The organism is Halanaerobium congolense, assembly GCF_004366375.1.
Taxonomy (GTDB): domain Bacteria; phylum Bacillota; class Halanaerobiia; order Halanaerobiales; family Halanaerobiaceae; genus Halanaerobium; species Halanaerobium congolense.
The window spans coordinates 80,201-102,697 of the sequence record NZ_SOEF01000005.1 but is presented as its reverse complement, the minus strand read 5'-3'; the positions used below and the strand labels follow the sequence as shown (position 1 = coordinate 102,697).

Sequence of the window (22,497 nt, the reverse complement as noted above, 5' to 3'; positions counted from 1 at the left end):
GTTAAATGATAATTATGGTGAGTGTTTTAATTAAAAATACAAGTATCTTAATGAAATTAACAGCTACTCACCATAATCTTTTCCTCTACATAATGGCGATTATGGAGAGCTCTCCATAATCGCCACAGCCTTGCCTGTTCTTTACTGGAGCAAAAAACTCCACTTCCAGTTATTTCAGAAGTGTTGGGTCATAGCAGTACAGAAAGCACAAAAACATATCTAAGAATAGATTTAGATTCTTTAAGACAGTGCTCACTTGAAGTTCCAGATCTAAATTCACCTTATTATATTCAGGAGGTGAACTAAAATGGAATTTAAGAGCATATATGCAGTGCTTTTAAAACAGTATATAGAGTTCAAAAGAAATATTGGTTATGACTACAAAGAGATTTCTAGTTTTAAAACATTTGATCGATTTATTATTAAAAATGAATTTACTGAGATAGGTTTAACTAAAGATATATCTGATAAATGGGCTAAAAAACGAAAAAATGAAGCTGATACTACAAGATATACAAGAGTTAATGATATTAAAAATTTCTCGATTTATTTAAACAAGCTTGGATATCAATCATATATTCCAGAGCAGATTAAATTCAAAAAAACTACCTTTACACCATATATCTTCTCTAAAGAAGAAATTAAAAGTTTTTTTGATGCCTGTGATAATTTAAAATTCCATAAAAGATCAAATACAAGATATGTTATTCCCATTGTATTTCGCATGATATATGGCTGTGGTTTAAGAGTTAGTGAGGCCCTTGCTTTAAAAACTGAAGATGTTAATTTATCAGAGAAATATATTATTATTAGAGATTCTAAAAATGATAGAGATAGAATTTTACCTTTATCTGATTCATTAACTGACATCTGCCTGATATACAGGGAAAAATGTCTATCAAAAAATCTAATCACAAAGTATTTTTTCACTCAGCAAGATGGAAGCAGTTATGCCTCTAATACTGTTTATCGCTGGTTCAGAAAAATATTATGGGAAGCCAATATTTCTCATGGAGGTAAAGGGAAAGGTCCACGAGTCCATGATTTTCGACATACCTTTAGTGTTCATTCACTGATTAAAATGGCAGAATCTGATCTTGATCTATATTATTCTTTACCTATTCTGTCTAAATATTTGGGGCATCAATCACTGGAAGCAACAGATAGATATGTTAGACTGACATCTGATATGTATCCAGAATTAATTAAGGAAGTTAATAATCTCTGCTCATATATTTTTCCAGAGGTGAAGCTTCCGTGAAAACAGTTGGCTTTTCCTATTATTTAACTTCTTTTTTAAAAGTTTATTTACCTGGGGAAAAAGGAGTCAGCGAAAATACTATTTTATCTTACAGGGATACCTTTATTCTTTTTCTTAACTTTCTTAAGGATAGCAAAAACATTCCTGCAGAAAGTATTACTTTAGAAATTATCAGAAAAGATATTATTGTTGATTTTTTAGATTGGATAGAAAATCAGCGACAGTGCAGCATAACAACCAGAAATATTCGGCTGGCAGCTATACATTCTTTCTTTAGATATCTTCAATACCAAAACCCTGAAAATCTACAGGAATGGCAGAGAATATTATCAATACCTATTAAAAAATCAGAAAAGAAAACAATTAATTATTTAAGCTTAGATGGGATTAAATTGTTACTGGAAATGCCTGATCAAAGTTTAAAATCAGGGCAACGCAACCTGGCTTTGTTAAGCTTAATGTATGATACAGCAGCCAGAGTGCAGGAAATCATTGATTTAACACCATCAAGTATTCGCTTCGATAAACCGTATACAGTTAAACTAATTGGCAAAGGAAAAAAAGCAAGAATAGTTCCCTTAATGGAGCCAACAGCTAAAATTTTAAAAAAATATATGGAAGCAAATGCTCTATTGAAAGATTATGCAAATGAATATCCATTATTTTTTAATAGTCGTAAAGAAAAGCTCACAAGAGCTGGAGTGAATTATATTCTAAAAAAATACAGCAACTCGGCTAAAGAAAAAGTACCTGCTTTAATACCTGATCAAATTTCATGCCATTCATTGAGGCATTCAAAGGCTATGCACTTACTTCAGGCAGGAGTTAATCTTGTTTATATTAGAGATATTCTTGGTCATAGCTCGGTTCAGGTAACTGAAGTCTATGCCAGAGCTGATTCCAGACAGAAACGCGAGGCAATTGAAAAAGCCTATACTGATGTTTCTCCTCAAGAAAAACCACAATGGCAGGATAATGACAATTTATTATCTTGGCTGAAAAAATTTAATCAATAGATTAACTCAAATTATGTAAAGTGAATTTGGAGACTATGAAGCAATTACAACAGTTTAAGAGTTTACTTTACATAATCATATACTTTGCATAACCCTTGTTATGCGAAGCTTCACATAACAAGGGCAAAATTGAAAGGTTTTTTCTCACTGTCAGAAAAAGGTTTTTACCTCTTTTAACTGATGAAGATTTATCATCACTAGAAAAACTCAATCATCATTTTTTCAGTTGGCTGGAAAAGGATTATCACCGTAAAGTGCATTCTTCTTTAAACATGACTCCTCTGGATAAATACATGTCCCAGATAAGTCAGGTTAAAACATATGATAATCCTGAAAAACTTAAGATGCTTTTTCTCAAAAGAGCACAGAGAAAAGTCAGACATGATGGAACTATTTCTGTTGATTCAAATCTCTATCAGGTACCACCAGTCTATATTGGTAAAAAGGTTAAGATTCGTTTTGATCCAGAAACATATGAACATATTTATCTTTATGAAAATGGCAGCTGCATTGCTGAAGCTGAGCCTGTGATTATGGTTGATAATGCCCATGCTAAAAGAGGAAATCACCTCTCTTTTGCTGCAATGAGCAAAGGAGGTAAAGAAGATGTATAAATCTTTTTATTCTTTATCTCATAATCCTTTTAGAAAAGAGATTGAAACTAAAAATCTTTACCAGTCTCAAAATCTAAAAGAGCTTACTGCCAGACTTAATTATCTTAAAAAAACAAGAGGTATTGCTGTGATTGTTGGTGAACCTGGAAGCGGCAAAACTTCTGCTCTGAGAGCAATGGCCGATGATCTTAATCCTTCTTTATTTAAGGTTATCTATTTTCCTTTATCTACAGGTTCTGTAATGGATTTTTACCGAGGCATAGCCAATGGCCTGGGTGAAGAACCTAAATTCAGAAAGGTTGATCTCTTTAATCAGGTTCAGGATGCTATCTTAAAATTCTACAATGAGAAAAAGATTACACCGATCATTATCTTAGATGAGATGCAGCTTGCTCCCAACAAATTTCTAAATGATCTCGGGATATTATTTAATTTTGCTATGGATTCTCAAAATCCATTTATCCTTATTCTTTCAGGACTTTCACACTTTATGACAAAACTCAATTTAAATCAGAACCAGTCCTTAAATCAGAGAGTAATCATGAAGTATCAGCTGACACCTTTAAACAAGGATGAAGTTAGAGCATATGTTGAACACCAGCTTAAACTAGCTGGAGCAAATCATCCAGTTTTTACACCTCAGGCTCTGGAGGCAATTACCTTAAGATCGAGAGGACTGCCCAGATTAATTAACAATATTGCAGTTGATTCACTGCTTTTAGGCTTTCAGCTTAAAGCAGAGCAGATAAACCAGGAAATTGTCTTCAAAGCCTGTGAAAAAGACACTTTTTAAAGTGAAAAATATTTATCAGATTACAGGGGCTTTTTTTAAGTCCCTGGCTGATTTAATTTGCTAAACTATTTTACTTTTACTAATTTAATGTGAAAATCAAGCTGTATTTTTAGCTATTTTATACTGATTTAAACTGATAAATTTTACTGGATTAAATTGCAAGATGACAAGAAAGATTTGATTTGTTTTTAGTCAAGCATAAGCTCACTGAAAAAATATTATCTAAAGAGTTAGTATTATTATGGACCACCAAAAATCAAAATGAAAGTGATAGCACTCGAAACGGTAGAATTTCAAACATTCGAGGTTTCGCCAGATATTTAGTTAGAATAGGCTATGAAGCTTATATAGTGCCTGGTAAAATTTTAAAGATTTCCAGATATTCATATACTCCTTACATCTTTTCAAAAAAAGAATTAAAAAATATTTTTTTAGCAGCAGATAGTTGTCCTGTTTCTGAATTAACTCCTAACAGGCATTTAGTTATGTCTTTAATTTTTAGATTGCTTTATGGAACTGGCTTAAGAATTTCAGAAGCACTTAATTTAAAAATTATTGATGTTGATTTTAAAAAAGGAATTCTATATATTAGAAATACTAAATTTGGTAAAGAAAGATTGGTGCCTTTATCTGATTCATTATTAGTCAGATGTCATAATTATCTTAATGCTATACAGCAATCTGATTATTCTGGAGAATATTTTTTCCCATCACCATATGGTGGGCATTATGGTAGTTCTACAATCTATAGATATTTTAGAGATTTAATCTGGGAAGTGGGGATTTCCCATAGTGGTAAAGGCCCCAGGATTCACGATTTTCGTCATACTTTTGCTGTTCACTGTTTAAAAAATTGGGTATTAAAGGGTGAAGATTTAACCAACCTTCTTCCTTATCTCTCAGTTTATTTAGGTCACAATGATTTAAGAGGTACTCAACACTATTTGAAACTTACAGCAGATTTATATCCAGCAATAGTTGCTAATGTGGAAAATCATTTCTCATATTTAATTCCTGAGGTGATTTTCCATGAGACAGACTGATTTTGCAAAAGCAATAACTGATTTTCTTACCAAATATTTGGCAGGTCAGAGAAATTTAAGTACCAATACTATTAAATCATATCGAGATACATTTAAGCAATTACTGTTATATTTAAAGGATGAAGCTAATATATCTCCAGAATATTTAACATTTAATGAATTGAGTAAAGAAAAAATTGAAGATTTTCTTTACTGGCTTGAAAAAAACAAAAAAGTTAGTATTAACACCAGAAATCAGAGACTGGCAGCAATACACAGCTTTTTTAGGTATGTTCAATCAGAAAATCCCGAAGTATTATTTGAGTGTCAGAGAATATTGGGTATTCCTTTTAAGAAACGAGAAATTAAATCAATAGAGTTTTTGACAAAAGAATCTTTAGAATATATTTTCCAGCAACCAGATCTTAATACTTTTAAAGGTAGAAGAGATTTAACAATGATGGTTACTCTTTACGATAGTGGTGCCAGAGTTCAGGAATTAATTGATTTAAAAGTTCGTAATGTGAGACTGACAGCTCCAGCAACTCTATTATTATCTGGTAAAGGAAGAAAACAACGGTATGTTCCCATAATGGAAAAAACAAAAGGTCTTCTTGAAAATTATATGATAGAGGACAAACTATTAAAAAATGGTAAAGAGGATCACCCTTTGTTTTTTAACAGTAACCATCGACCATTTACAAGACCTGGTATTACCTATATACTTGAAAAATATTTAAAAAATGCAAAAGATAAAAATCCTAAAATATTATTTCCAGATAGATTAAAACCTCATATGATGAGGCATACTAAGGCAATTCATTTGCTAGAAGCAGGAGTAAATCTAATCTATATTCGAGATTTGTTAGGTCATACAAGTGTGACAACTACCGAGCATTACGCAAAAGTTAATTCTCAACTAAAGAGAAAAGCTTTAGAAGCAGCATATATCGAGGTTGTACCTGATGATATACCTAACTGGACTGAAGATCAGGAATTATTAAGCTGGTTGCATAATTTCTGCAAGTAATTAGTTATGGGAAGTTTTCAGAGAAATTATTCTGATTTTTCAAGGTTTACATCTGAAAACTTTCCATAAACAAAAACTTTCGATAATTACCAGTTCCTGGGTTTCCAGAGAAAATTATGTTTCTGTTTTCTTCAATGAATTTAAGCGACTTTAATTCTTTAAACTTAGCTTGAGCACTTTCAGGTAGATAATCTACAATCAGCGTATCCAGATACTTTTTGTAGGGAAATTTAGCATTTTTAATTCTATTTTTGCGGCCGTTTTCTTTTCGCATATCATATGCATCTCTAAAAAGATCTCTTAATAATTCTTCGTAAGGTGTATTGTCACGATAGGCTTCCGCCAGCTTTTGATTTAAATCGTTTCTAATACCAGCAATCTTTAGCTCTTTGATATAATTTTTAGTTTCTAAGATAATTTCTTTATCCATTACTGGATCACCTCCTGATGATTTTGGAGACTAAACATGGTATCCCATTTTTTTAATAGTTCCAGAGAATTCTCATTTATTTCACTGGAAATTGTAAAATCAGGAGTATTCTCTTTTTGAACTAACACTTTGATATTAGCAGTTGTTACCATTGACTTTTTGTTTTTAGAAAGAGTTTCTATAGCACCCTTAATTTCGTCCAGACCTTTCTCACTTACCAGTTCTAAAAGCTCTATGAATTCTTTAGTTTTTCTGGTATAATTATCGTAGTATAATTCATATATCTCTTTGAGGTCTGGTGCCATTTGATGAAAAGCTAGGGAGTTTTTCAATGCACCAGGCTTTCTTTTTAGAGTTAGAAGATAATGTTCAATTTCAATACTGCATTTATGAACTTCATATATTCTCTGATGTTTTGCCACCAGTTCATCGTTGTAGTATATTTTTATATAATCTGAGTAAATTCTGCTGTTAACAAATCTTCCAACAAGATGATCGGGTACAGAATATTTATTCTGTTCAAAGGTTACAAAGCTGTATTTATTGACTCTACATTCTTTTTCTCTACAGGCCTCATACGGAGGCTTTAAAGGTAGTAGATATGGTATTTCCTGCTGCCAGAGCTCATATGGTGATCTGTTATCTAATTTAGCTTTTTTCATTGAGTTAAGTCTTTTTAGTCCTGCAGCAAGATATGCATTAGCTTCTTCTATGGATTCAAAACTTGTTTTCTGAGAGAAGATCCGCCGCCTGACGAAATCAACACCTTTCTCAACTTTGCCTTTTTCGTTCCCGCGATATGCGTTACAAAAGCGGTATTTAAAGCCATAGTAGAGGGAAAGCTTAACTAAATCCTCAGTAGCTTCCTTTTCCGAAGGACCAACAAATCTTTTTACAGCCTGTTTTAAATTATCATAGACTACTTCATGATATACTCCATTGAAGTTCTCAAATGCTTTAACATGGGCATCTAAAAATGAAGTCATCTTTTTATTGGCATAGAATTTACCATAGTGATGAAAACCAAAACCAGTTGTGAATAGAGCCATATTAAGAGTTTTATTTTTACCTGCAATTTCTAAATTAGCTTCACCATAGTCGAACTGAAGTGATTCTCCTTCATGATAGAGCTGTTTTATATATGCTTCTTTGGCTGCATTTTCGTAGGTGTTTCTGATGTAGTTGCAGACTGTTGAGTAGCTAATATCATGACCTTTACCAAGCAAATATTCATGAATATCAATCTTTTTACGCTGCAGCTTACGCCTACCTGTTGCTCGCCGTTTTTTGTTTTCTTTAATACAGTAAGCGATGTCTTTTTTGATAGCTTCATTCATTTTATATTTATTACGATTAGAGCTGTCATACTCAGGAGTTTCTACCAGGGATTCAATTAAGGTTAGAATTTCATCTCTGGATTTTGCTTTATCCAGATCCTGAAGTTTTTCATCATGATCTCGGATATATTTTCGGATAGTATTTCTTGAAAATTCTGACTCTCTAGATATTTTTCTAATTGATTGACCCTCGACAAAATGTTTAATTAGAATATTGGCTTTATCATTCAATTTTATCACCTTTTTCACCTGCCCATAATTTATATTTTATTATGGACAGTTTATATTATCTATTTAAACGGGTCAATTTTAAATTATTATCCTGGGTCACTTTTAAATTATCATATACAACCAGCAATAAAAAGGCAAAGAATTGGTCTTCAAATGATAAATTCCAGGCTGTTTTAGAAACAGCAAGCCTCTCAGAACTTGAAACAGCTAAATACTGCCGTGAAAAAGGCATTCATGTCGAAGAACTAAAAAGCTGGATTAAGCAGTGTCAGAACGCCAACGAAAATAAATTTGAAGATCCTAAAGAACTTAAAGATAATCTAAAAAAAGAACAAAAGAAAGCTAAAGAATTAGAAAAAGAACTTCGTGAAAAGGAAAAAGCTCTTGCTGAAACTGCAGCATTACTGGTGCTCAGAAAAAAGGCCCGAGCGATCTGGGGGGACCCAGAGGACGATTAATAGAAATTTCAGATCGCAAAAAAGCAGTAGAACTAATTGATGAAGCACATGCAAACGGCTGTAGAAAATTTAAAGCATGTGAGGAACTTAATATATCACAGAGAACCTACCAACGATGGTCAAAAGGTGGTACTGTTAAAGAAGACCAGCGGCCTCTGGTAGAAAGACCAGAACCCAAAAATAAATTAACTGAGGCTGAAAGAAAAGAAATAATTGAAGTTTCAAACAGCAAAGAATTTGCAGACTTACCAGTTTCTCAAATTGTTCCTAAACTTGCCAGTCAGGGTAAATATATAGCTTCAGAATCCACCTTTTATCGAGTCTTAGATGAGGAAAAAATGAATACTCATCGAGCTAAAAGTAAAGAACCTGTCAAACGAGAAACTCCTACTCATATTGCTACTGCTCCCAATCAGGTCTGGACCTGGGATATCACCTGGCTGAATGCGATGATTAAAGGCAGCTTCTTTAAGCTCTATTTAATCGTTGATATGTTCAGCAGAATGATAGTAGCTTATGAAGTCTGGGAAACAGAAAATGCTGAGTATTCTAAAAGACTGATCAGAAAAGCTTCCCTGTCTCAGGGTATAGCAGCAAAAGATAACCCCCTGGTACTACACTCTGATAATGGCAGTCCAATGAAAGCAGCAACATTTTTAGCAACACTTGAAAAACTGGGAGTACAGAGCTCATTTTCAAGACCAAGAGTAAGTAATGATAATCCTTATTCTGAGTCATTATTTAAGACAATGAAATACAGACCAGTTTATCCCAATAAAGGCTTTAAGGACCTAAATGAAGCCAGAGAATGGGTAGCAGAGTTTGTTCGCTGGTATAATCACCAGCATTTACATAGCGGAATTAAGTTTTTATCTCCCTATCAGAGACATTACGGGCTTGATATAGAGATCATGAAAAAGAGAAAAGAAACATATTTAAAGGCTAAAGCAGAACATCCTGAAAGATGGTCAGGGGATATTAGAGATTGGAGCCTGCCAGAATATGTAACTTTAAATCCAATGGATATTGCTGAAGTAGAAAATTATCTCAACCAGCAGAGTTCTTAAATGATCTACTGCAGGAGTGGTATTCAAAGAAATTTTTAACTAAATGCGACAACTTTCTTGACAAACACCGTACCTTAATTGGAGCAAATGATATAAATGATATGAATAGAATTAAGCCAGGAGAAGTAATTAAGATTCTTCCTGTTAAAGGAATTATCTATAAAATAGGACCTGGTGAAAATCTCTCCATTATAGCAGATAAATTTGAAATCAGTATCAAAAGGGTAATTGATAGTAATCAAATTGCTGACCCTGAGAGGGTTTATCCCGGTAAGATGCTTATTTTACCTGGAGCAAAACCTGAATTTGGTTATCGGGATCGCCTGGAAAAACTATTCATAAAACCAATAAATGCCCGCATATCATCTTATTTTGGCCGAAGATGGGGTAGGATGCATGAAGGTTTGGATTATGCTACTAATATAGGCACTCAAGTTAGAGCAGCCGGTGATGGAAAGGTTGTCTATAGTGGCTGGGCTCGCGGATATGGACAGACTATAATTATCGAGCACCAAAAGGGACTAAGAACATTATATGGTCATAATTCAAAACTACTGGTTGGAAGTGGAGAGTGGGTCAGTAGAGGAGAGTTAATTTCTAAATCAGGGAATACAGGGACAACCACTGGTCCTAATATGCATTTTGAAGTACAGGTAAATGGTAGACCAACTAATCCATTATCATATTTAAGATAATTAAGCTTGAGGTAACAAAATTTAAGGTATTAAACAATATAAAACAGTAATAACCTGATTAATTGAGTAAAAGGTCAATTATATTAAGTCAGGCCAATGTTACTGTTTTTTTGATCTAAAAAAATGAAAAAAATCTGATAAATCTCTTGACAAAATTAAATATTGTTTATATACTATATATGAACAATCATTCAAATGAACATATACTTATACTATATTATGATATGTTGAAATGGAGGGGTAAGGATGACAGAAGCAACATTAGTAAAAAGTAAATATAAGGCGAAATATATACTCAATGGTTTATCATGTTCTAATTGTGCTGCCAAGATTGAAAAGGCGGTTCAGGAGCTTCCATATGTTCTGGAAGCAGAGATGAATTTCGCAGTAAGTAAAATCTTAATTGAAGGTAATAGTGATAAGGTTGAAAATATGACTAAAGAGTTACAAGAGTTAGTTGATCAAATTGAAAGTGGTATTACTGTAGAACAGGGAAGCGGAAAGATAAGAGAATATAGTCAAAAATATATTCTTGAAGGATTAACCTGTTCTAATTGTGCTGGAAAAATTGAGAAAGCAGTAAATGACCTGCCTCAGGTAGAAAAGGCAGAACTAAACTTTGCTACCAGTAAAATATCTATTCAAGGTGAAAATATTGATAACTCATCCTTTAGGGGAAAATTACAGGAGATTGCAGATAGAATTGAGCCTGGTCTTACTATCAGGGAAGCAGAAAGTAAGGCAAATAAGGAAAATAGTAATGATAACAGTCATGCTCAAGATTATAACCATGGCACTGAAGAAGAAAATAGCTATATGAAAAGACGTTTCTGGCCTGGAGTAGTACTTTTTGCTATCGCTATTATTCTATTTGAGATACCAGCTATTAGGAGCAAAGTAGCTGAGTTGCCAGCTTTTATTGAATGGATTTTATATGGTTCCAGTTATCTCTTGATAGGTGGTCCGGTATTAATGGCTGCTTACAAAAATATTAAAAGAGGCCAGGTTTTTGATGAAAATTTCCTAATGGGAATTGCTACCATTGGTGCTTTTGCAATTCAGGAGTTTCCTGAAGGTGTAGCTGTTATGCTATTTTATATGGTCGGAGAGATGTTTCAGGAGAAGGCAGTCGATAGGTCCCGCCGTTCAATTAAAAGCTTAATCCTGAATTATTCATAGCAACCACGAAATAAATTGTCAGGCCCAGTATATCAATAATCTATTAAAATATTGTTTTCACCCAGTGGGTGAAAGAGTTTTATTAAAATTTTTCTCTAAAAGCATAGAAAAGGGAGCCCCTTTCCTTTATAATAATAGTAACTACACCAAAATTAAAAGGAGGGACTCCATGTGGTTACTATATCTGAAAAAAAGGTGAATTTCAAGTCGAATATAAGAATAAATTTTAATGGTGGTGATTTAACTTCCGATTCCGGTCTGCTAATTTTTAAAGAATTTGATAATCAAATTGGCTTCAGTCAGGAAATAAAGAACGTTTTAGAATTTGATGATGATGTTGATCATAGATTACATGAAAATGAGGATGTTGTTTTGCAGCGTATTTATCAGAATACCGCCGGCTATCACGCTGATGATGATGCAGACGATCTTAGATCTGACTCTCTATTCCAGACTGTTCTGAACAAAGAAATACTGGCTTCACAGCCAACCATTTCAAGATTAAATAGCTGTGTTAATAAAGAAAATATGAAACAGCTGCAGCAGGTTAATTTTAACCTGCTCGATAAAATTTATGAATATGAAGCTCCCGAAGAAATAATCTTTGATCTTGATTCAACCGGCTGTGAAACCTATGGAAAGCAGTACGGTTCTGACTACAACCATCACTATAAAGCAAATGGATATCATCCACTGTTAATGTTTGATGGAGTTACCGGAGACCTGATTAAAGCTGAACTCAGATCCGGTAATGTATATACATCAAGAGGTGCTGTAAGATTTATAGGTCCGGTATTTAAAAAATACAGCAAAAAGTTTAAAGAAATCCCTCTTTGTTTAAGAGCTGACAGCGGTTTTGCCACACCGGGTATTTATCGGATGGCTGAAGAACATAATATCTCCTATGCCATAAGATTAAAAGCCAATGCAAAACTATATGATTTAGCAGAGCCACTTTTAGAAAAACTAAACCGGAACTCTGAAACATCTGAAAAACAGGTCATTTATGGTGAATTTAACTATCAGGCCGGCAGCTGGGACAAAAGCCGAAGAGTTGTAGTTAAAATTGAAAAACCGGCAGGTCAATTAGTCTACAACCATACATTTATTGTTACCGGTATAAAAGATAAATCTCCCCGAGAAATAGTTAAGTTTTACTGTCAGCGGGGAACCATGGAAAACTTTATCAAAGAAGGAAAAAGAGGTTTTGCCTTTGGTAAAATGAGCAGCAGTGAATATCAGGCAAACGCTAATAAATTACAGCAGATGATGCTGGCTTATAATCTAAACAACTGGCTGCGGCGCCTCTGTTTTCCGAAAGCTAACCAATCAGACAGAATCGGGACTATCAGAACAAAATTAATTAAAATAGCAGCCAGAATAGTAAAAACAGGCAGATATATTTATTACAAACTGGCAGAAGGCTGTCCCAACAAAGAATTATTCTTTAAGGTACTGGATAATATACAGGGTTTGGGATTTATCTGAACCTGAATACTAAACTACCTTAACATATAGGGCCTGTAAAGTTTTAAAGACAAAAAGGAAGAACAGGGGATATCTATACCCGATTTTAATAGTAATTTTTACCATAATACCAAAAACAGATCTTTTTTAAGAATTCAACTCAAAAAAATATTTTTAAGTTCTTAAATCAGATGATTTTAGAGTTAAATAAAAGGAAAAATTTATTTTGTGGTTGCTATGAATAATTCAGGTTAATGGATATTCGACCTGATTACGCTAATTTAAAAACTGATGATGGAATCCAAAAAGTTGATCCAGAAGGTGTTCAAATTGGTGATGTTATTTTAATTAAACCTGGTGAAAAGGTTCCACTTGACGGAGAAGTGCTGGACGGCAGTTCAATGCTTGATACATCTGCCCTGACAGGGGAATCAGTTCCCCGTAAGGTAGAACCAGGTGAAGATGTTTTGGGAGGAATGATAAATAAAGATGGCTTATTAACTGTCAAAGTAAATAAAGAATACGGGCAGTCAACTGTAGCTAAGATACTTGATCTGGTAGAGAATGCCAGTGGGAAAAAAGCTCCAACTGAACAGTTTATTACAAAATTTGCCCGTTACTATACACCAGTAGTAGTTTATGCTGCCCTGGCTATAGCAGTATTACCACCACTATTTCTACCAGGAGCAGTCTTTGTGGATTGGTTCTATCGTGCCCTAATATTCCTGGTTATTTCATGTCCCTGTGCACTTGTGGTATCTATACCTCTAGGCTTTTTTGGGGGAATCGGAAGGGCTTCTCGTCAGGGAATACTGGTTAAAGGCGGAAACTACCTAGAGGCTTTGAATAATGTGACAGAAATTGTCTTTGATAAAACCGGTACTTTAACAAAGGGAGAATTCTCTGTTAGCAAAGTAGAGTCATATAATGGATTTAAAAAAAATGAGATCCTCGCTAAGGCTGCTTATGCTGAAAGCCATTCCACACATCCTATTGCAAAATCTATTCTGGAGGCCTACGAACAGGATATAGAAACTGACAAGATAGATGATTATCAGGAAATATCTGGTCATGGTATTAGGGCAGTAATTGATGACCAGGAAGTACTTGCAGGTAATATTAAATTGATGAATAAAGAGAATATTGACTGCCAGGAAGCAGATGAAGATGGTACCATTGTTTATTTAGCAATTGATAAAAAATATGCCGGCTATATTACTATAACTGATGAGATAAAAGCTGATACAGCGGAAGCTATTAAAGGTTTGAAAAAATTAGGTATTCGGAATTTAACAATGCTAACAGGTGATCGCAAGGCTGTTGCTGAGAGTGTTGCAGCTAGACTGGGACTTGATAATTACTATGCTGAGTTATTACCTGATCAGAAGGTTGAGAAGGTTGAAGAATTATTAACTAATAAAGATGAGAAAGATAAATTAATTTTTGTAGGTGATGGAATTAATGATGCACCTGTTTTGGCTCGTTCTGATATTGGTGTAGCAATGGGCGGTTTAGGTTCAGATGCAGCAATTGAAGCTGCTGATGTAGTTCTAATGACAGATGAACCATCTAAACTGATAACTGCTATTGAAACTGCTCGAAAAACAAGGAGAATTGTCTGGCAAAATATTATTGTTTCATTAGCTGTAAAAGGATTTTTTGTAGTCCTGGGAGCTTTGGGTATGGCAACTATATGGGAAGCAGTATTTGCCGATGTAGGTGTTGCTTTACTGGCTGTACTTAACGCCATGAGGATAAGTCGTAATGTATAATTAAGTGACCCTTAGAAATATTTTAAAAATTGATCATTAGAAAGATAGTGTAGACCGTGTAGGTTCCATATAACTTCAATCAATGTAGGGTTCCTTCGGATGTATTGTTGTAGTATGAGTAGAATCTTCAGGGTAAAAGCTACTTACCCTGAAGTTCTTCAATATAAGGAGTGATTTTATGCTAGAAAATACTTATGTAATAATATTGTCTATTATATACCTGAGCTTATGGAAAATAAAACAAATAAATCAGATTAGTTTGTGTCAAGCTTTTGTGGGAGACTTTTTCCTCACAAAGACAAAATCTTATATTTTCTTTATTTAAACCCATTTTTTGAGCTTAAATCTTAGTTAATATCAGCTTTTAGTTTTTAACTTTAAATTTAACTATTTTTAGACATACTTCTCCTGTAAATATCAAAATCTATTTAAACAGCTTAATTTATCGGGTTATTTGTCATTGGATCTGATATATTTTTTAATCCTTTAACCCAGTCCTGGCCTGATTTGGGACCTTTAAGAGCAGGCATTTTAGCTTTTAGCACTTCAGATTCTGATCTGGAATATTTTTTCTGCACATTATTATATACTTTTCTTAAGTCATCTGTTTTAAACTCCCAGTTAATCTTGTTTAAATGCTTTTCTAGGCTGTCATTTCTATCTGCTATTATTATCTTTGCTAAATTCCTGGCACCTTTTCTAGACCATCTCATACCTCGTTTTTTAAATCTATTAGCTAATACTTTGTCTATATTGGATTCCATTGCTCCCAGACCTCTTATCTCATCAGGTAAACCTAAATTCTTTTTCTTTTGCTCTTGCTTTTTATCTCGGATAAACCCCCAGTTTTTTAGGAGATATTTTTTGAGTTGGTCTACCTTCTTTTTATCTTTCTTTTTATGCCTGTACTGTCTTGCTTTCTTTAGATTTTCTCTTAGCTTATCTATATCACTTTCTTCTATATTTTCCAGTAATTTAGGAACAAACTCTGATCTACCAAGCTTTCTAAAAAACTTTTTGTTCAGGTGATATTCATCTAAAAATCTCACCTTTATCTGAGGTATATATTCACTACCTGTTGTTATCCATTCAGCTCCATCTCCACATAAAACTGAAATACTGCCATCACTGAAAGAGTAGTCTTCATACATCTCTGCTGCAGTTTCTTTCCAGAACTCTTCACTGCTAAATACTCCGCCATAATATTTTTTACCAGTTAAATTATATTCGTCACTCATAGGGTGTCTTTTTTCCCATCCCTGATAGCTCATCCCAAGCTTTAATTCACCTTTTTGTTTATCATCATTTTGAAGTGGTATATGAATACCATCTGCTTCTACAAAAAGGTGGTCTATTTCTTTTCTGTCTCCATTTTTATCATCTGGTATCAGTCCATCTCTAAAGAAATCAAGCTGTTTTGTTTCAGCTTCTTTACTAAGTTTTTCTCCTTCTCTCTGGACCCAGTTAAAAATGGCTGTATGACTGGCTGAAGCTTCTAAAATATTATCTATTTTATCTGCAGCCTTTCTATATGGAAGTTCCTGGACCAGGTCCAGCGCTATCTCTTTTAAAGCAGGAGACTGTCTTTCATTGGCAGGAATATTTAGATACTCATCCAGAAGAAATCTGAACTTATCATTGGAATCTTTGTAGTATCTTCTTTCGATAGTCACATCACCAAAGAGGGTGTCAATAGTTCTCTTTTTGATATCTTTAAGTTTAAATTTATCTTTATCTCGGCTATCCATGATAGCCTGATCAATTTTCTCTAAGATCTTTTTAAATCTTATTCTAGCCTCTTTACATACAATTCGAAAAATTTCTTTCTCTAAATCCTTGAAATTAGTTTTATTTTGTAATATTCTTAATTCAAGTTCCAAGGGGCCTCACTCCTTTCTTTAATTTTTTGTCCTTGTGAGGCTCCTTCTTTATTTATTTTAAAATTCCTGCCTATTTACATAAATCAATTCTTTAATCCCACTTTTATTTTACACTAACTTTTACTCCTGTTTCAATAATTTAATTAAGTCCGGTGAATAGTAGGGTGAAAGATTTTTTTGACGCTAGGGAAGAAATATAGTATAATATATTTGAACATCTACTCATACATTAAAAGTTTATTCTATTCTTTACTATTTTTATACAATACTAATGAAAACAGGGGGCAATCTGAAATATGAAAAAAAGATTTACAGCTATTCTTTTATTAATTGCATTTACAATAATTTACAAAAACTTTGTTCTGGGAGAGCGGCATTTGGAAAGCACAAGAGTTCCCAGAGGATCTATTTCTGTAAAAAAAGAACTTGATCTTAAGCGAAACTCAAAAGAAAATTCAGATTTTAGTTTGATTATAACGGAAAAGCGAAAAAATGCACTGGAGAGAAAGACCGATTTTGTTAAAATCAAAGACGAATTTAACCTCTCAGAGAATTCAGATCTTAATTTTGCAGAAAATCAGTTAGAATTTAATAATAAATTAGAATACATAGAAAAATTATATAAAGATAAAGACACAAAGTATAATATTGAAAGCTCCAGTCAGGGTTTTACTGAAGAATTAGTTAAAGAAAATAGTCGAAAGCCGGGCAGTAGAATTGGCTTAATTAATCAAATAAAAAAGCACAGAGTAGAAAACGGTGAAACTCTTTGGGATATTGCTCAAAAGCACAATGTGGATTTAGATACTTTAATTGGGGCAAACGATATTAATAATATTAATAAAATAAAACCCGGTCAAACGATTAAGGTTCTTCCAGTAAAAGGGATCTTATATAAAATAAGTCCGGGGGAGAATCTTTCATCTATTACTGATAAGTTTAATATAAGTTTAAACAAAATTATTGCCAGTAATTTAATTAATAATCCAAATAGGGTTCAACCTGGTGATACATTAATCTTACCTGGAGCAAAACCTGAATTTGGTTATCGTGATCGCCTTGAAAAAGTATTTACTAAACCAGTATATGCAAGAATCTCGTCTTATTTTGGTAGGAGATGGGGTAGAATGCATGAAGGTATTGATTATGCAGCTCCTTCAGGTTCGAAAGTGAAAGCATCAGGTGAAGGTAGAGTTGTATATAGTGGTTGGGCTAGAGGTTATGGTAAAACTATTATTATTGAACACCAAAAAGGAATGAGAACACTTTATGCACACAATTCTAAGTTGATAGTCAATACTGGAGATAGAGTTTCAAAAGGTGATTTAATAGCAAAATCCGGTAATACCGGTAATACAACAGGACCAAATGTGCATTTTGAGGTTCAGGTTAATGGAAGACCAGTTGATCCTTTATCATATATTTAAAAGGTTTACCTAAGGGTAAATCTTTTTATTTAAACAATATATGAATAATTGCTCAATCATTGTTGACAAAAATCGAATTCAATGGTATACTATATATGAACAATTATTCAATTAATCATATATTAAATTATAACTAGGGAGGATTATTATGCCAGAAAAAGCAGAAAATAAGAAAAAGAAATTTGAACTAGAAGGTTTGGCCTGTACTAATTGTGCAGGTAAGATTGAGAAAGAAGTTAATAATTTAGAGGATATAGAAAAGGTGAGTTTGAATTTTGCTACCAGCACGATTACTGTTGAAGGAGAGGGTGCTGATAATTCATTTGAAAATGAATTGCAAGAAATTGCAGATAGAATAGAACCTGGCTTAACTGTTAAGGAGTCTAGAAATAGACGAAAAAGAGCTAATCAAAAGTCTGATCACAACCAGGTCCATGAACATAATCACGAGGACGGTCGTGTAAATGATCACGAAGAGAGTCACGGACATGATCGCGATCATGGGGTTGACGATGAAAATTCTTATCTTAAAAAACGATTCTGGCCGGGAACAATAATTTTTGCTCTGGCAATAATTCTATTCGAACTACCATTTTTGGAAGTAGAATTGGGAAGTTTATCAATATATCTGGAATGGCTACTTTTTGGTTCCAGTTACCTGCTTATCGGTGGACCAGTATTAATGGCAGCTTTCAAAAATATAAAGCGAGGCCAGGTCTTTGATGAGAACTTCTTAATGAGTATAGCAACAATTGGAGCTTTTTCTATTCAGGAGTTTCCTGAAGGTGTAGCAGTAATGCTTTTCTACATGGTTGGTGAGATTTTCCAGGAAAGAGCAGTTGACCGTTCCAGACGCTCAATTAAAAAATTAATGGATATAAGACCTGATTATGCTAATTTAAAACTTGAAGATACAACAAAAGAGGTTGACCCTGAAGATGTTCAAATAGGTGATATAATAATTATAAAACCTGGTGAAAAAGTACCACTTGATGGAGAAGTGCTTGAAGGAAGTTCTATGGTGGATACTTCAGCTCTTACCGGGGAATCTGTTCCGCGTAAAGTTGAAACTGGTGATGAAATTTTGAGTGGAACAATTAACAAAGATGGTTTATTAACAGTAGAAGTGACAAAAGAATATGGTCAGTCAACAGTATCTAAGATTTTGGAACTTGTGGAAAATGCCAGTGGGAAAAAAGCACCAACTGAGAAGTTTATTACTAAATTTGCCCGTTATTATACACCGGTTGTAGTCTATTCGGCTCTGGCTATTGCGGTCTTACCGCCACTATTTTTACAGGGAGCAGCCTTTGCAGACTGGTTTTATCGAGCTCTTATCTTTTTAGTTATTTCCTGCCCCTGTGCACTTGTAGTATCCATTCCGTTAGGATTTTTTGGAGGAATAGGTCGAGCATCGCGACAGGGTGTTCTGGTTAAAGGTGGTAATTATCTGGAAGCACTGAATAATGTCAGTCAAATAGTATTTGATAAAACTGGAACTTTAACTAAAGGAGAATTTGCTGTAAGTAAGGTGGAATCATATAACGGCTTTAATAATGAGCGGATTTTAACTATGGCTGCTTATGCTGAAAGTCATTCCACCCACCCGATAGCAAAGTCCATTGTCGAAGCGTTTGACCAGAAAATTGATAATCAAAGAATAAAAGATTATCAGGAAATTTCTGGACACGGGATTAAAGCTGTGGTTGATGACAAAGAAATTCTGGCAGGTAATATCAAATTAATGAATAAAAATAACATTGAATATCAGGAAGTTGATGCAGATGGAACAATTGTTTATCTAGCGATTGAAAATAAATACGCAGGTTATATAACAATTACGGATGAATTAAAAGAGGATTCGATAAAGGCAATTAAGGGTTTAAAAGAATTAGGTATTAAGCAATTAACTATGTTAACTGGTGATCGGGAGGCAGTTGCCGGGAGAGTAGCCCAGCGGCTTGGCTTAGATAATTATTATTCTGAACTTCTACCGGATCAGAAGGTAGATGAAATTGAAGAATTACTTGGCAGACAGAAAGAAAATGATAAACTTATCTTTGTAGGAGATGGAATCAATGATGCACCTGTTCTGGCTCGCTCTGATATAGGTGTTGCTATGGGAGGACTTGGTTCAGATGCAGCTATTGAGGCGGCAGATGTTGTCTTAATGACAGATGAGCCTTCAAAATTAATTACTGCTATTAATACTGCCCGGAGAACAAGAAAAATTGTCTGGCAGAACATTATTCTGGCCTTAGGTGTAAAAGGTATAGTACTTATAATGGGTGCTGTGGGTTTAGCAACCATGTGGGGAGCAGTCTTTGCCGATGTAGGTGTGGCATTAATTGCTGTCTTTAATGCTATGAGAATTAGCCGTAATGTTTAATTAAGCAAGTAAAAAATCCCTCTGAAGCTTAAAAATAATTTCATCAGAAATATGTTTGGATAAAATCTTCAGGGGGAAATCATTTATAAGGCTGTGGGGGGATTATAATGAAATATTATGATATCTTTTCTTATCTATATGATCTACTAGCACCTGACTGGTATTATCACAAGCCGCGAAAATTTGCTATTGAAAAACTGGATTTTAAAAAAACAGTAATATAATAGTTTTACCCTGTGGAACTGGACAAAGTTTTAAATATCTTAAAAATCAGTTGAAAAGTAATGGTTTAATAATTGGTATTGATTATTCTGAAGGAATGTTGACAAAAGCCAGAAAAAAAATTAGAAAAAAAGGTTGGGATAATATAATAACTTTACATGAAGATGCTGCTAGATTTAATAAATCTGATATTGCATCTATTTCAGAAGAAGAATTAAATATTGATGCTATCTATCTCGAATTGGGTTTATCAGCTATGCCTGAATGGCAAAAAGTTATTGATAAAAGTCTTTCGCTTGTAAGGGTTGGCGGTAAAATTGTTATTATGGATTGGTATATGGAAGAACTCAATTTATGGGGCCGTTTTATAGACTTAATTGGTAATGCTGATGTTACTAGACCAACCTGGGAGTATTTAAAAAGCAGAAAAGAAGTGAAAGATTTTAATTTAAATCACAGTTTTAAAAATGGCGGTGTCTTTGTTGCTTCAGGATATAAAGTTTAACCCCAATAATTGCTGCTGTATAATTTAGATTAAAGTAAATGCCTTCTATTAGAAATTAATCTATGTTAAAATAAATATAAGGTGCTAGTTTTGATTTGGGGGAGATGATTTAATGGCAAAAGACAAAAATTTTTGTGATATGTGTGAAGTGTTTGACCCGGATGAGCAGGTTGTAAATTTAATGAAAGACCGTAAACTTCAAGAAAATATTGTTTATCAGCTTTCAGAACTATTTAAGACCATAGGAGATCCAACACGGATAAATATTTTATATGCTTTAAAAGATAGGGAGTTATGTGTTTGTGATTTGTCTGAAATACTGGAAATGAGTTCTTCTGCAATATCTCATCAATTAAGAGTTCTTAGGAACAATAACCTAGTTAAATATCGAAAGGAAGGTAGGTCTGTTTATTACTCTCTGGATGATAATCATGTTTTATGTTTGTTTGGACAGGGTTTGAATCACGTTTTAGAGGATTAATATTTTTATCTTTAGATGTAGTTTATAAAAATTAAACTTACTGGATTTTTCAGAAACAATGCATTTTATTATTGAACTAGAAATTTGGGTTGGATGGTTCACCCTCAGGGAAACTTCATTTTGTTCAGTCAATGATGGAGCTTTTCTGGGGGTTTTTGTTTTTATAACTATGGCTTTGTGATTTAATAGAAATAGAAAGTAATAAGTGGAGGATTTAAAAATAGATTGGGAAGATTTTAGAGATGAATATTCCGATAATATGAGTTTCAAAAGCAATGCTAATGTATATTTGCAAAAAAATAAAACAGATCCCAAAATAGGACCTGTTCTTTATAAGATCTATGATCAAGGAGGATTAAATATTTTTATTAATCTCTGCTTTTTCTCTAATGTTTTTCACATATTGACTAATCTTTTTATTTCTTTTTTGTTGTTTTAACAGTTCTTCTATTTGAGATTTAACTTTTTCTAAAGGTTGTGTGTTGTCACCTTTAGTAAATTGATCTTTATTTTTTTCATAAAACTGCTTAATTTCACTTGAAGTGACATTAACATCAGAAACTACTTTTTCTTCAATTAGTTTATTTACCTTTAACTGTGGATTCTTTAAAAACTGCTGTTTGTAATCTTTTTCATTTTTATAGCCTTGATTTTTAAGAATTGATAGGTACTTTTCCTGATTTAAGTTATTATTTTTTATAATTCTTTTCTTCTGCTGCTGATAAAGCTCCTCTTTTTCCTTCTGACTGAGCGTAATACCTACATTTTCAGCTTTTTGCTGTAATAAAATGTTATTAATTAAGTTATCAAGCTGCTGCTTCTGATATTCTTTAAGAACTTTTTTACCACTTTCAGTGCTTGTTAAAGTCTTAAGAAATTGTTGATCAATCTGATTTATTTTCATTAGCAGCTGATTTGTACTTGCTTTTTGAGCTAATTCTTTACTAGTTATTTTTTCCCCATTAACTTTAGCAACAATATTTGATTCCATTTTATCTTTCAAATTTGGATCTGCTGGCTGTTTAGAATTCAGATTTACATCTTGAGCAAAAACTGTGACTGGTAGAATAAGAACAATGATTAGCAAAGAAGATAAAATTCTCTTTTTCATATTCAAACAACTCCTTTTAAAATTATAAAATAGGATAAGAATTTCAAAGTCATTGACCAAAATATTAGTTTGCCACTTTTAACTGATAAATACTAACTTCATCTTTTCTA

General features: G+C 33.4%; 18 protein-coding genes and 4 pseudogenes. 18 read left to right on the top strand and 4 right to left on the bottom strand.

What is annotated here, in order from left to right:
* Window positions 1-132: 132 nt before the first annotated feature.
* From C7954_RS03290 to C7954_RS03260, 7 genes and pseudogenes are all read left to right on the top strand, one after another.
* Window positions 133-306: pseudogene (locus tag C7954_RS03290) on the top strand (integrase); the annotation flags it as partial.
* A gap of 1 nt (window position 307) precedes the next feature.
* Entirely contained in the window at window positions 308-1,261 is a 954-nt protein-coding gene (locus tag C7954_RS03285; RefSeq protein WP_134058693.1) for a tyrosine-type recombinase/integrase, read from the top strand.
* The gene (locus tag C7954_RS03280) at window positions 1,258-2,277 is read left to right on the top strand and encodes a site-specific integrase (protein ID WP_134058691.1); all 1,020 of its coding nucleotides are present in this window, start codon (window positions 1,258-1,260) and stop codon (window positions 2,275-2,277) included. Before C7954_RS03285 ends, C7954_RS03280 begins: the two co-directional genes overlap by 4 nt.
* Window positions 2,278-2,372: 95 nt before the next feature.
* Complete coding sequence (locus C7954_RS03275; protein ID WP_134058688.1) at window positions 2,373-2,891, top strand: Mu transposase C-terminal domain-containing protein; 519 nt, start codon at window positions 2,373-2,375, stop codon at window positions 2,889-2,891.
* Window positions 2,884-3,684 carry an ExeA family protein gene (locus C7954_RS03270; protein WP_134058684.1) on the top strand — a complete coding sequence of 267 codons (801 nt, stop codon included), beginning with the start codon at window positions 2,884-2,886 and terminating at the stop codon, window positions 3,682-3,684. The genes C7954_RS03275 and C7954_RS03270 overlap by 8 nt, the downstream gene beginning before the upstream one ends.
* A 182-nt stretch (window positions 3,685-3,866) precedes the next feature.
* A complete protein-coding gene (locus tag C7954_RS03265) occupies window positions 3,867-4,727 on the top strand; it encodes a tyrosine-type recombinase/integrase (protein WP_134058681.1) in 861 nt (286 codons plus the stop codon).
* On the top strand, window positions 4,714-5,736 hold the full coding sequence (locus C7954_RS03260) for a tyrosine-type recombinase/integrase (RefSeq protein ID WP_134058678.1): 1,023 nt from the start codon (window positions 4,714-4,716) through the stop codon (window positions 5,734-5,736). The genes C7954_RS03265 and C7954_RS03260 overlap by 14 nt, the downstream gene beginning before the upstream one ends.
* Window positions 5,737-5,782: 46 nt before the next feature.
* On the opposite strand, the gene C7954_RS03255 is transcribed toward C7954_RS03260, so the two are convergent.
* Both C7954_RS03255 and istA read right to left on the bottom strand, forming a co-directional pair.
* A complete protein-coding gene (locus C7954_RS03255) occupies window positions 5,783-6,166 on the bottom strand; it encodes an ATP-binding protein (RefSeq protein WP_243833633.1) in 384 nt (127 codons plus the stop codon).
* Window positions 6,166-7,743: an IS21 family transposase gene (gene istA / locus C7954_RS03250; protein ID WP_134058675.1), complete on the bottom strand. Its 1,578-nt coding sequence runs from the start codon at window positions 7,741-7,743 to the stop codon at window positions 6,166-6,168. The genes C7954_RS03255 and istA overlap by 1 nt, the downstream gene beginning before the upstream one ends.
* Before the next feature lie 32 nt (window positions 7,744-7,775).
* Here istA and C7954_RS13790 point away from each other — a divergent pair, with 32 nt between their 5' ends.
* The 7 genes and pseudogenes from C7954_RS13790 to C7954_RS03220 all read left to right on the top strand — a co-directional run.
* On the top strand, window positions 7,776-8,192 hold the full coding sequence (locus tag C7954_RS13790) for a transposase (RefSeq protein ID WP_208320666.1): 417 nt from the start codon (window positions 7,776-7,778) through the stop codon (window positions 8,190-8,192).
* Window positions 8,135-9,259, top strand: coding sequence for an IS3 family transposase (locus C7954_RS03240; RefSeq protein ID WP_134058671.1), 1,125 nt, complete (start codon window positions 8,135-8,137; stop codon window positions 9,257-9,259). Before C7954_RS13790 ends, C7954_RS03240 begins: the two co-directional genes overlap by 58 nt.
* Before the next feature lie 101 nt (window positions 9,260-9,360).
* Window positions 9,361-9,954, top strand: a complete 594-nt coding sequence (locus C7954_RS03235; RefSeq protein ID WP_134058668.1) for a peptidoglycan DD-metalloendopeptidase family protein — start codon at window positions 9,361-9,363, stop codon at window positions 9,952-9,954.
* A gap of 246 nt (window positions 9,955-10,200) precedes the next feature.
* A pseudogene (locus C7954_RS14225) lies at window positions 10,201-10,551 on the top strand (cation transporter); the annotation flags it as partial.
* A gap of 324 nt (window positions 10,552-10,875) precedes the next feature.
* Window positions 10,876-11,118 (top strand): annotated as a pseudogene (locus C7954_RS14220) (heavy metal translocating P-type ATPase); the annotation flags it as partial.
* 186 nt (window positions 11,119-11,304) lie between these two features.
* Entirely contained in the window at window positions 11,305-12,621 is a 1,317-nt protein-coding gene (locus tag C7954_RS03225) for an IS1380 family transposase (protein WP_076546278.1), read from the top strand.
* Between the two features lie 230 nt (window positions 12,622-12,851).
* A pseudogene (locus C7954_RS03220) lies at window positions 12,852-14,372 on the top strand (heavy metal translocating P-type ATPase); the annotation flags it as partial.
* Window positions 14,373-14,809: 437 nt separating this feature from the next.
* On the opposite strand, the gene C7954_RS03215 reads toward C7954_RS03220, so the two are convergent.
* Complete coding sequence (locus C7954_RS03215; RefSeq protein WP_134058659.1) at window positions 14,810-16,252, bottom strand: ISLre2 family transposase; 1,443 nt, start codon at window positions 16,250-16,252, stop codon at window positions 14,810-14,812.
* Window positions 16,253-16,548: 296 nt separating this feature from the next.
* On the opposite strand from C7954_RS03215, the gene C7954_RS03210 reads away from it, so the two are divergent.
* The 4 genes from C7954_RS03210 to C7954_RS03195 all read left to right on the top strand — a co-directional run bounded on the left by C7954_RS03210 (window position 16,549) and on the right by C7954_RS03195 (window position 21,276).
* The gene (locus tag C7954_RS03210; protein ID WP_089717708.1) at window positions 16,549-17,679 is read left to right on the top strand and encodes a M23 family metallopeptidase; all 1,131 of its coding nucleotides are present in this window, start codon (window positions 16,549-16,551) and stop codon (window positions 17,677-17,679) included.
* A gap of 148 nt (window positions 17,680-17,827) precedes the next feature.
* Entirely contained in the window at window positions 17,828-20,068 is a 2,241-nt protein-coding gene (locus C7954_RS03205) for a heavy metal translocating P-type ATPase (protein WP_133505636.1), read from the top strand.
* Between the two features lie 220 nt (window positions 20,069-20,288).
* Window positions 20,289-20,795 (top strand): class I SAM-dependent methyltransferase, encoded by a 507-nt coding sequence (locus C7954_RS03200; RefSeq protein ID WP_081374546.1) that lies wholly within the window; start codon window positions 20,289-20,291, stop codon window positions 20,793-20,795.
* A 112-nt stretch (window positions 20,796-20,907) separates the two neighbouring features.
* Complete coding sequence (locus tag C7954_RS03195) at window positions 20,908-21,276, top strand: ArsR/SmtB family transcription factor (protein WP_089655555.1); 369 nt, start codon at window positions 20,908-20,910, stop codon at window positions 21,274-21,276.
* Window positions 21,277-21,631: 355 nt separating this feature from the next.
* Here C7954_RS03195 and C7954_RS03190 read toward each other — a convergent pair whose 3' ends face one another.
* Window positions 21,632-22,387, bottom strand: coding sequence for a SurA N-terminal domain-containing protein (locus C7954_RS03190; protein WP_133505637.1), 756 nt, complete (start codon window positions 22,385-22,387; stop codon window positions 21,632-21,634).
* Window positions 22,388-22,497: the final 110 nt, after the last annotated feature.

What these genes read in the sequence shown, in the direction of transcription:
- C7954_RS03285 (WP_134058693.1), top strand. Translation starts at nt 308, where the DNA reads ATGGAATTTAAGAGCATATATGCAGTGCTTTTAAAACAGTATATAGAG.
- C7954_RS03270 (WP_134058684.1), top strand. Translation starts at nt 2,884, where the DNA reads ATGTATAAATCTTTTTATTCTTTATCTCATAATCCTTTTAGAAAAGAG.
- C7954_RS03260 (WP_134058678.1), top strand. Translation starts at nt 4,714, where the DNA reads ATGAGACAGACTGATTTTGCAAAAGCAATAACTGATTTTCTTACCAAA.
- C7954_RS03255 (WP_243833633.1), bottom strand. Translation starts at nt 6,166, where the DNA reads ATGGATAAAGAAATTATCTTAGAAACTAAAAATTATATCAAAGAGCTA.
- C7954_RS13790 (WP_208320666.1), top strand. Translation starts at nt 7,776, where the DNA reads ATGGACAGTTTATATTATCTATTTAAACGGGTCAATTTTAAATTATTA.
- C7954_RS03235 (WP_134058668.1), top strand. Translation starts at nt 9,361, where the DNA reads ATGAATAGAATTAAGCCAGGAGAAGTAATTAAGATTCTTCCTGTTAAA.
- C7954_RS03210 (WP_089717708.1), top strand. Translation starts at nt 16,549, where the DNA reads ATGAAAAAAAGATTTACAGCTATTCTTTTATTAATTGCATTTACAATA.
- C7954_RS03205 (WP_133505636.1), top strand. Translation starts at nt 17,828, where the DNA reads ATGCCAGAAAAAGCAGAAAATAAGAAAAAGAAATTTGAACTAGAAGGT.
- C7954_RS03195 (WP_089655555.1), top strand. Translation starts at nt 20,908, where the DNA reads ATGGCAAAAGACAAAAATTTTTGTGATATGTGTGAAGTGTTTGACCCG.
- C7954_RS03190 (WP_133505637.1), bottom strand. Translation starts at nt 22,387, where the DNA reads ATGAAAAAGAGAATTTTATCTTCTTTGCTAATCATTGTTCTTATTCTA.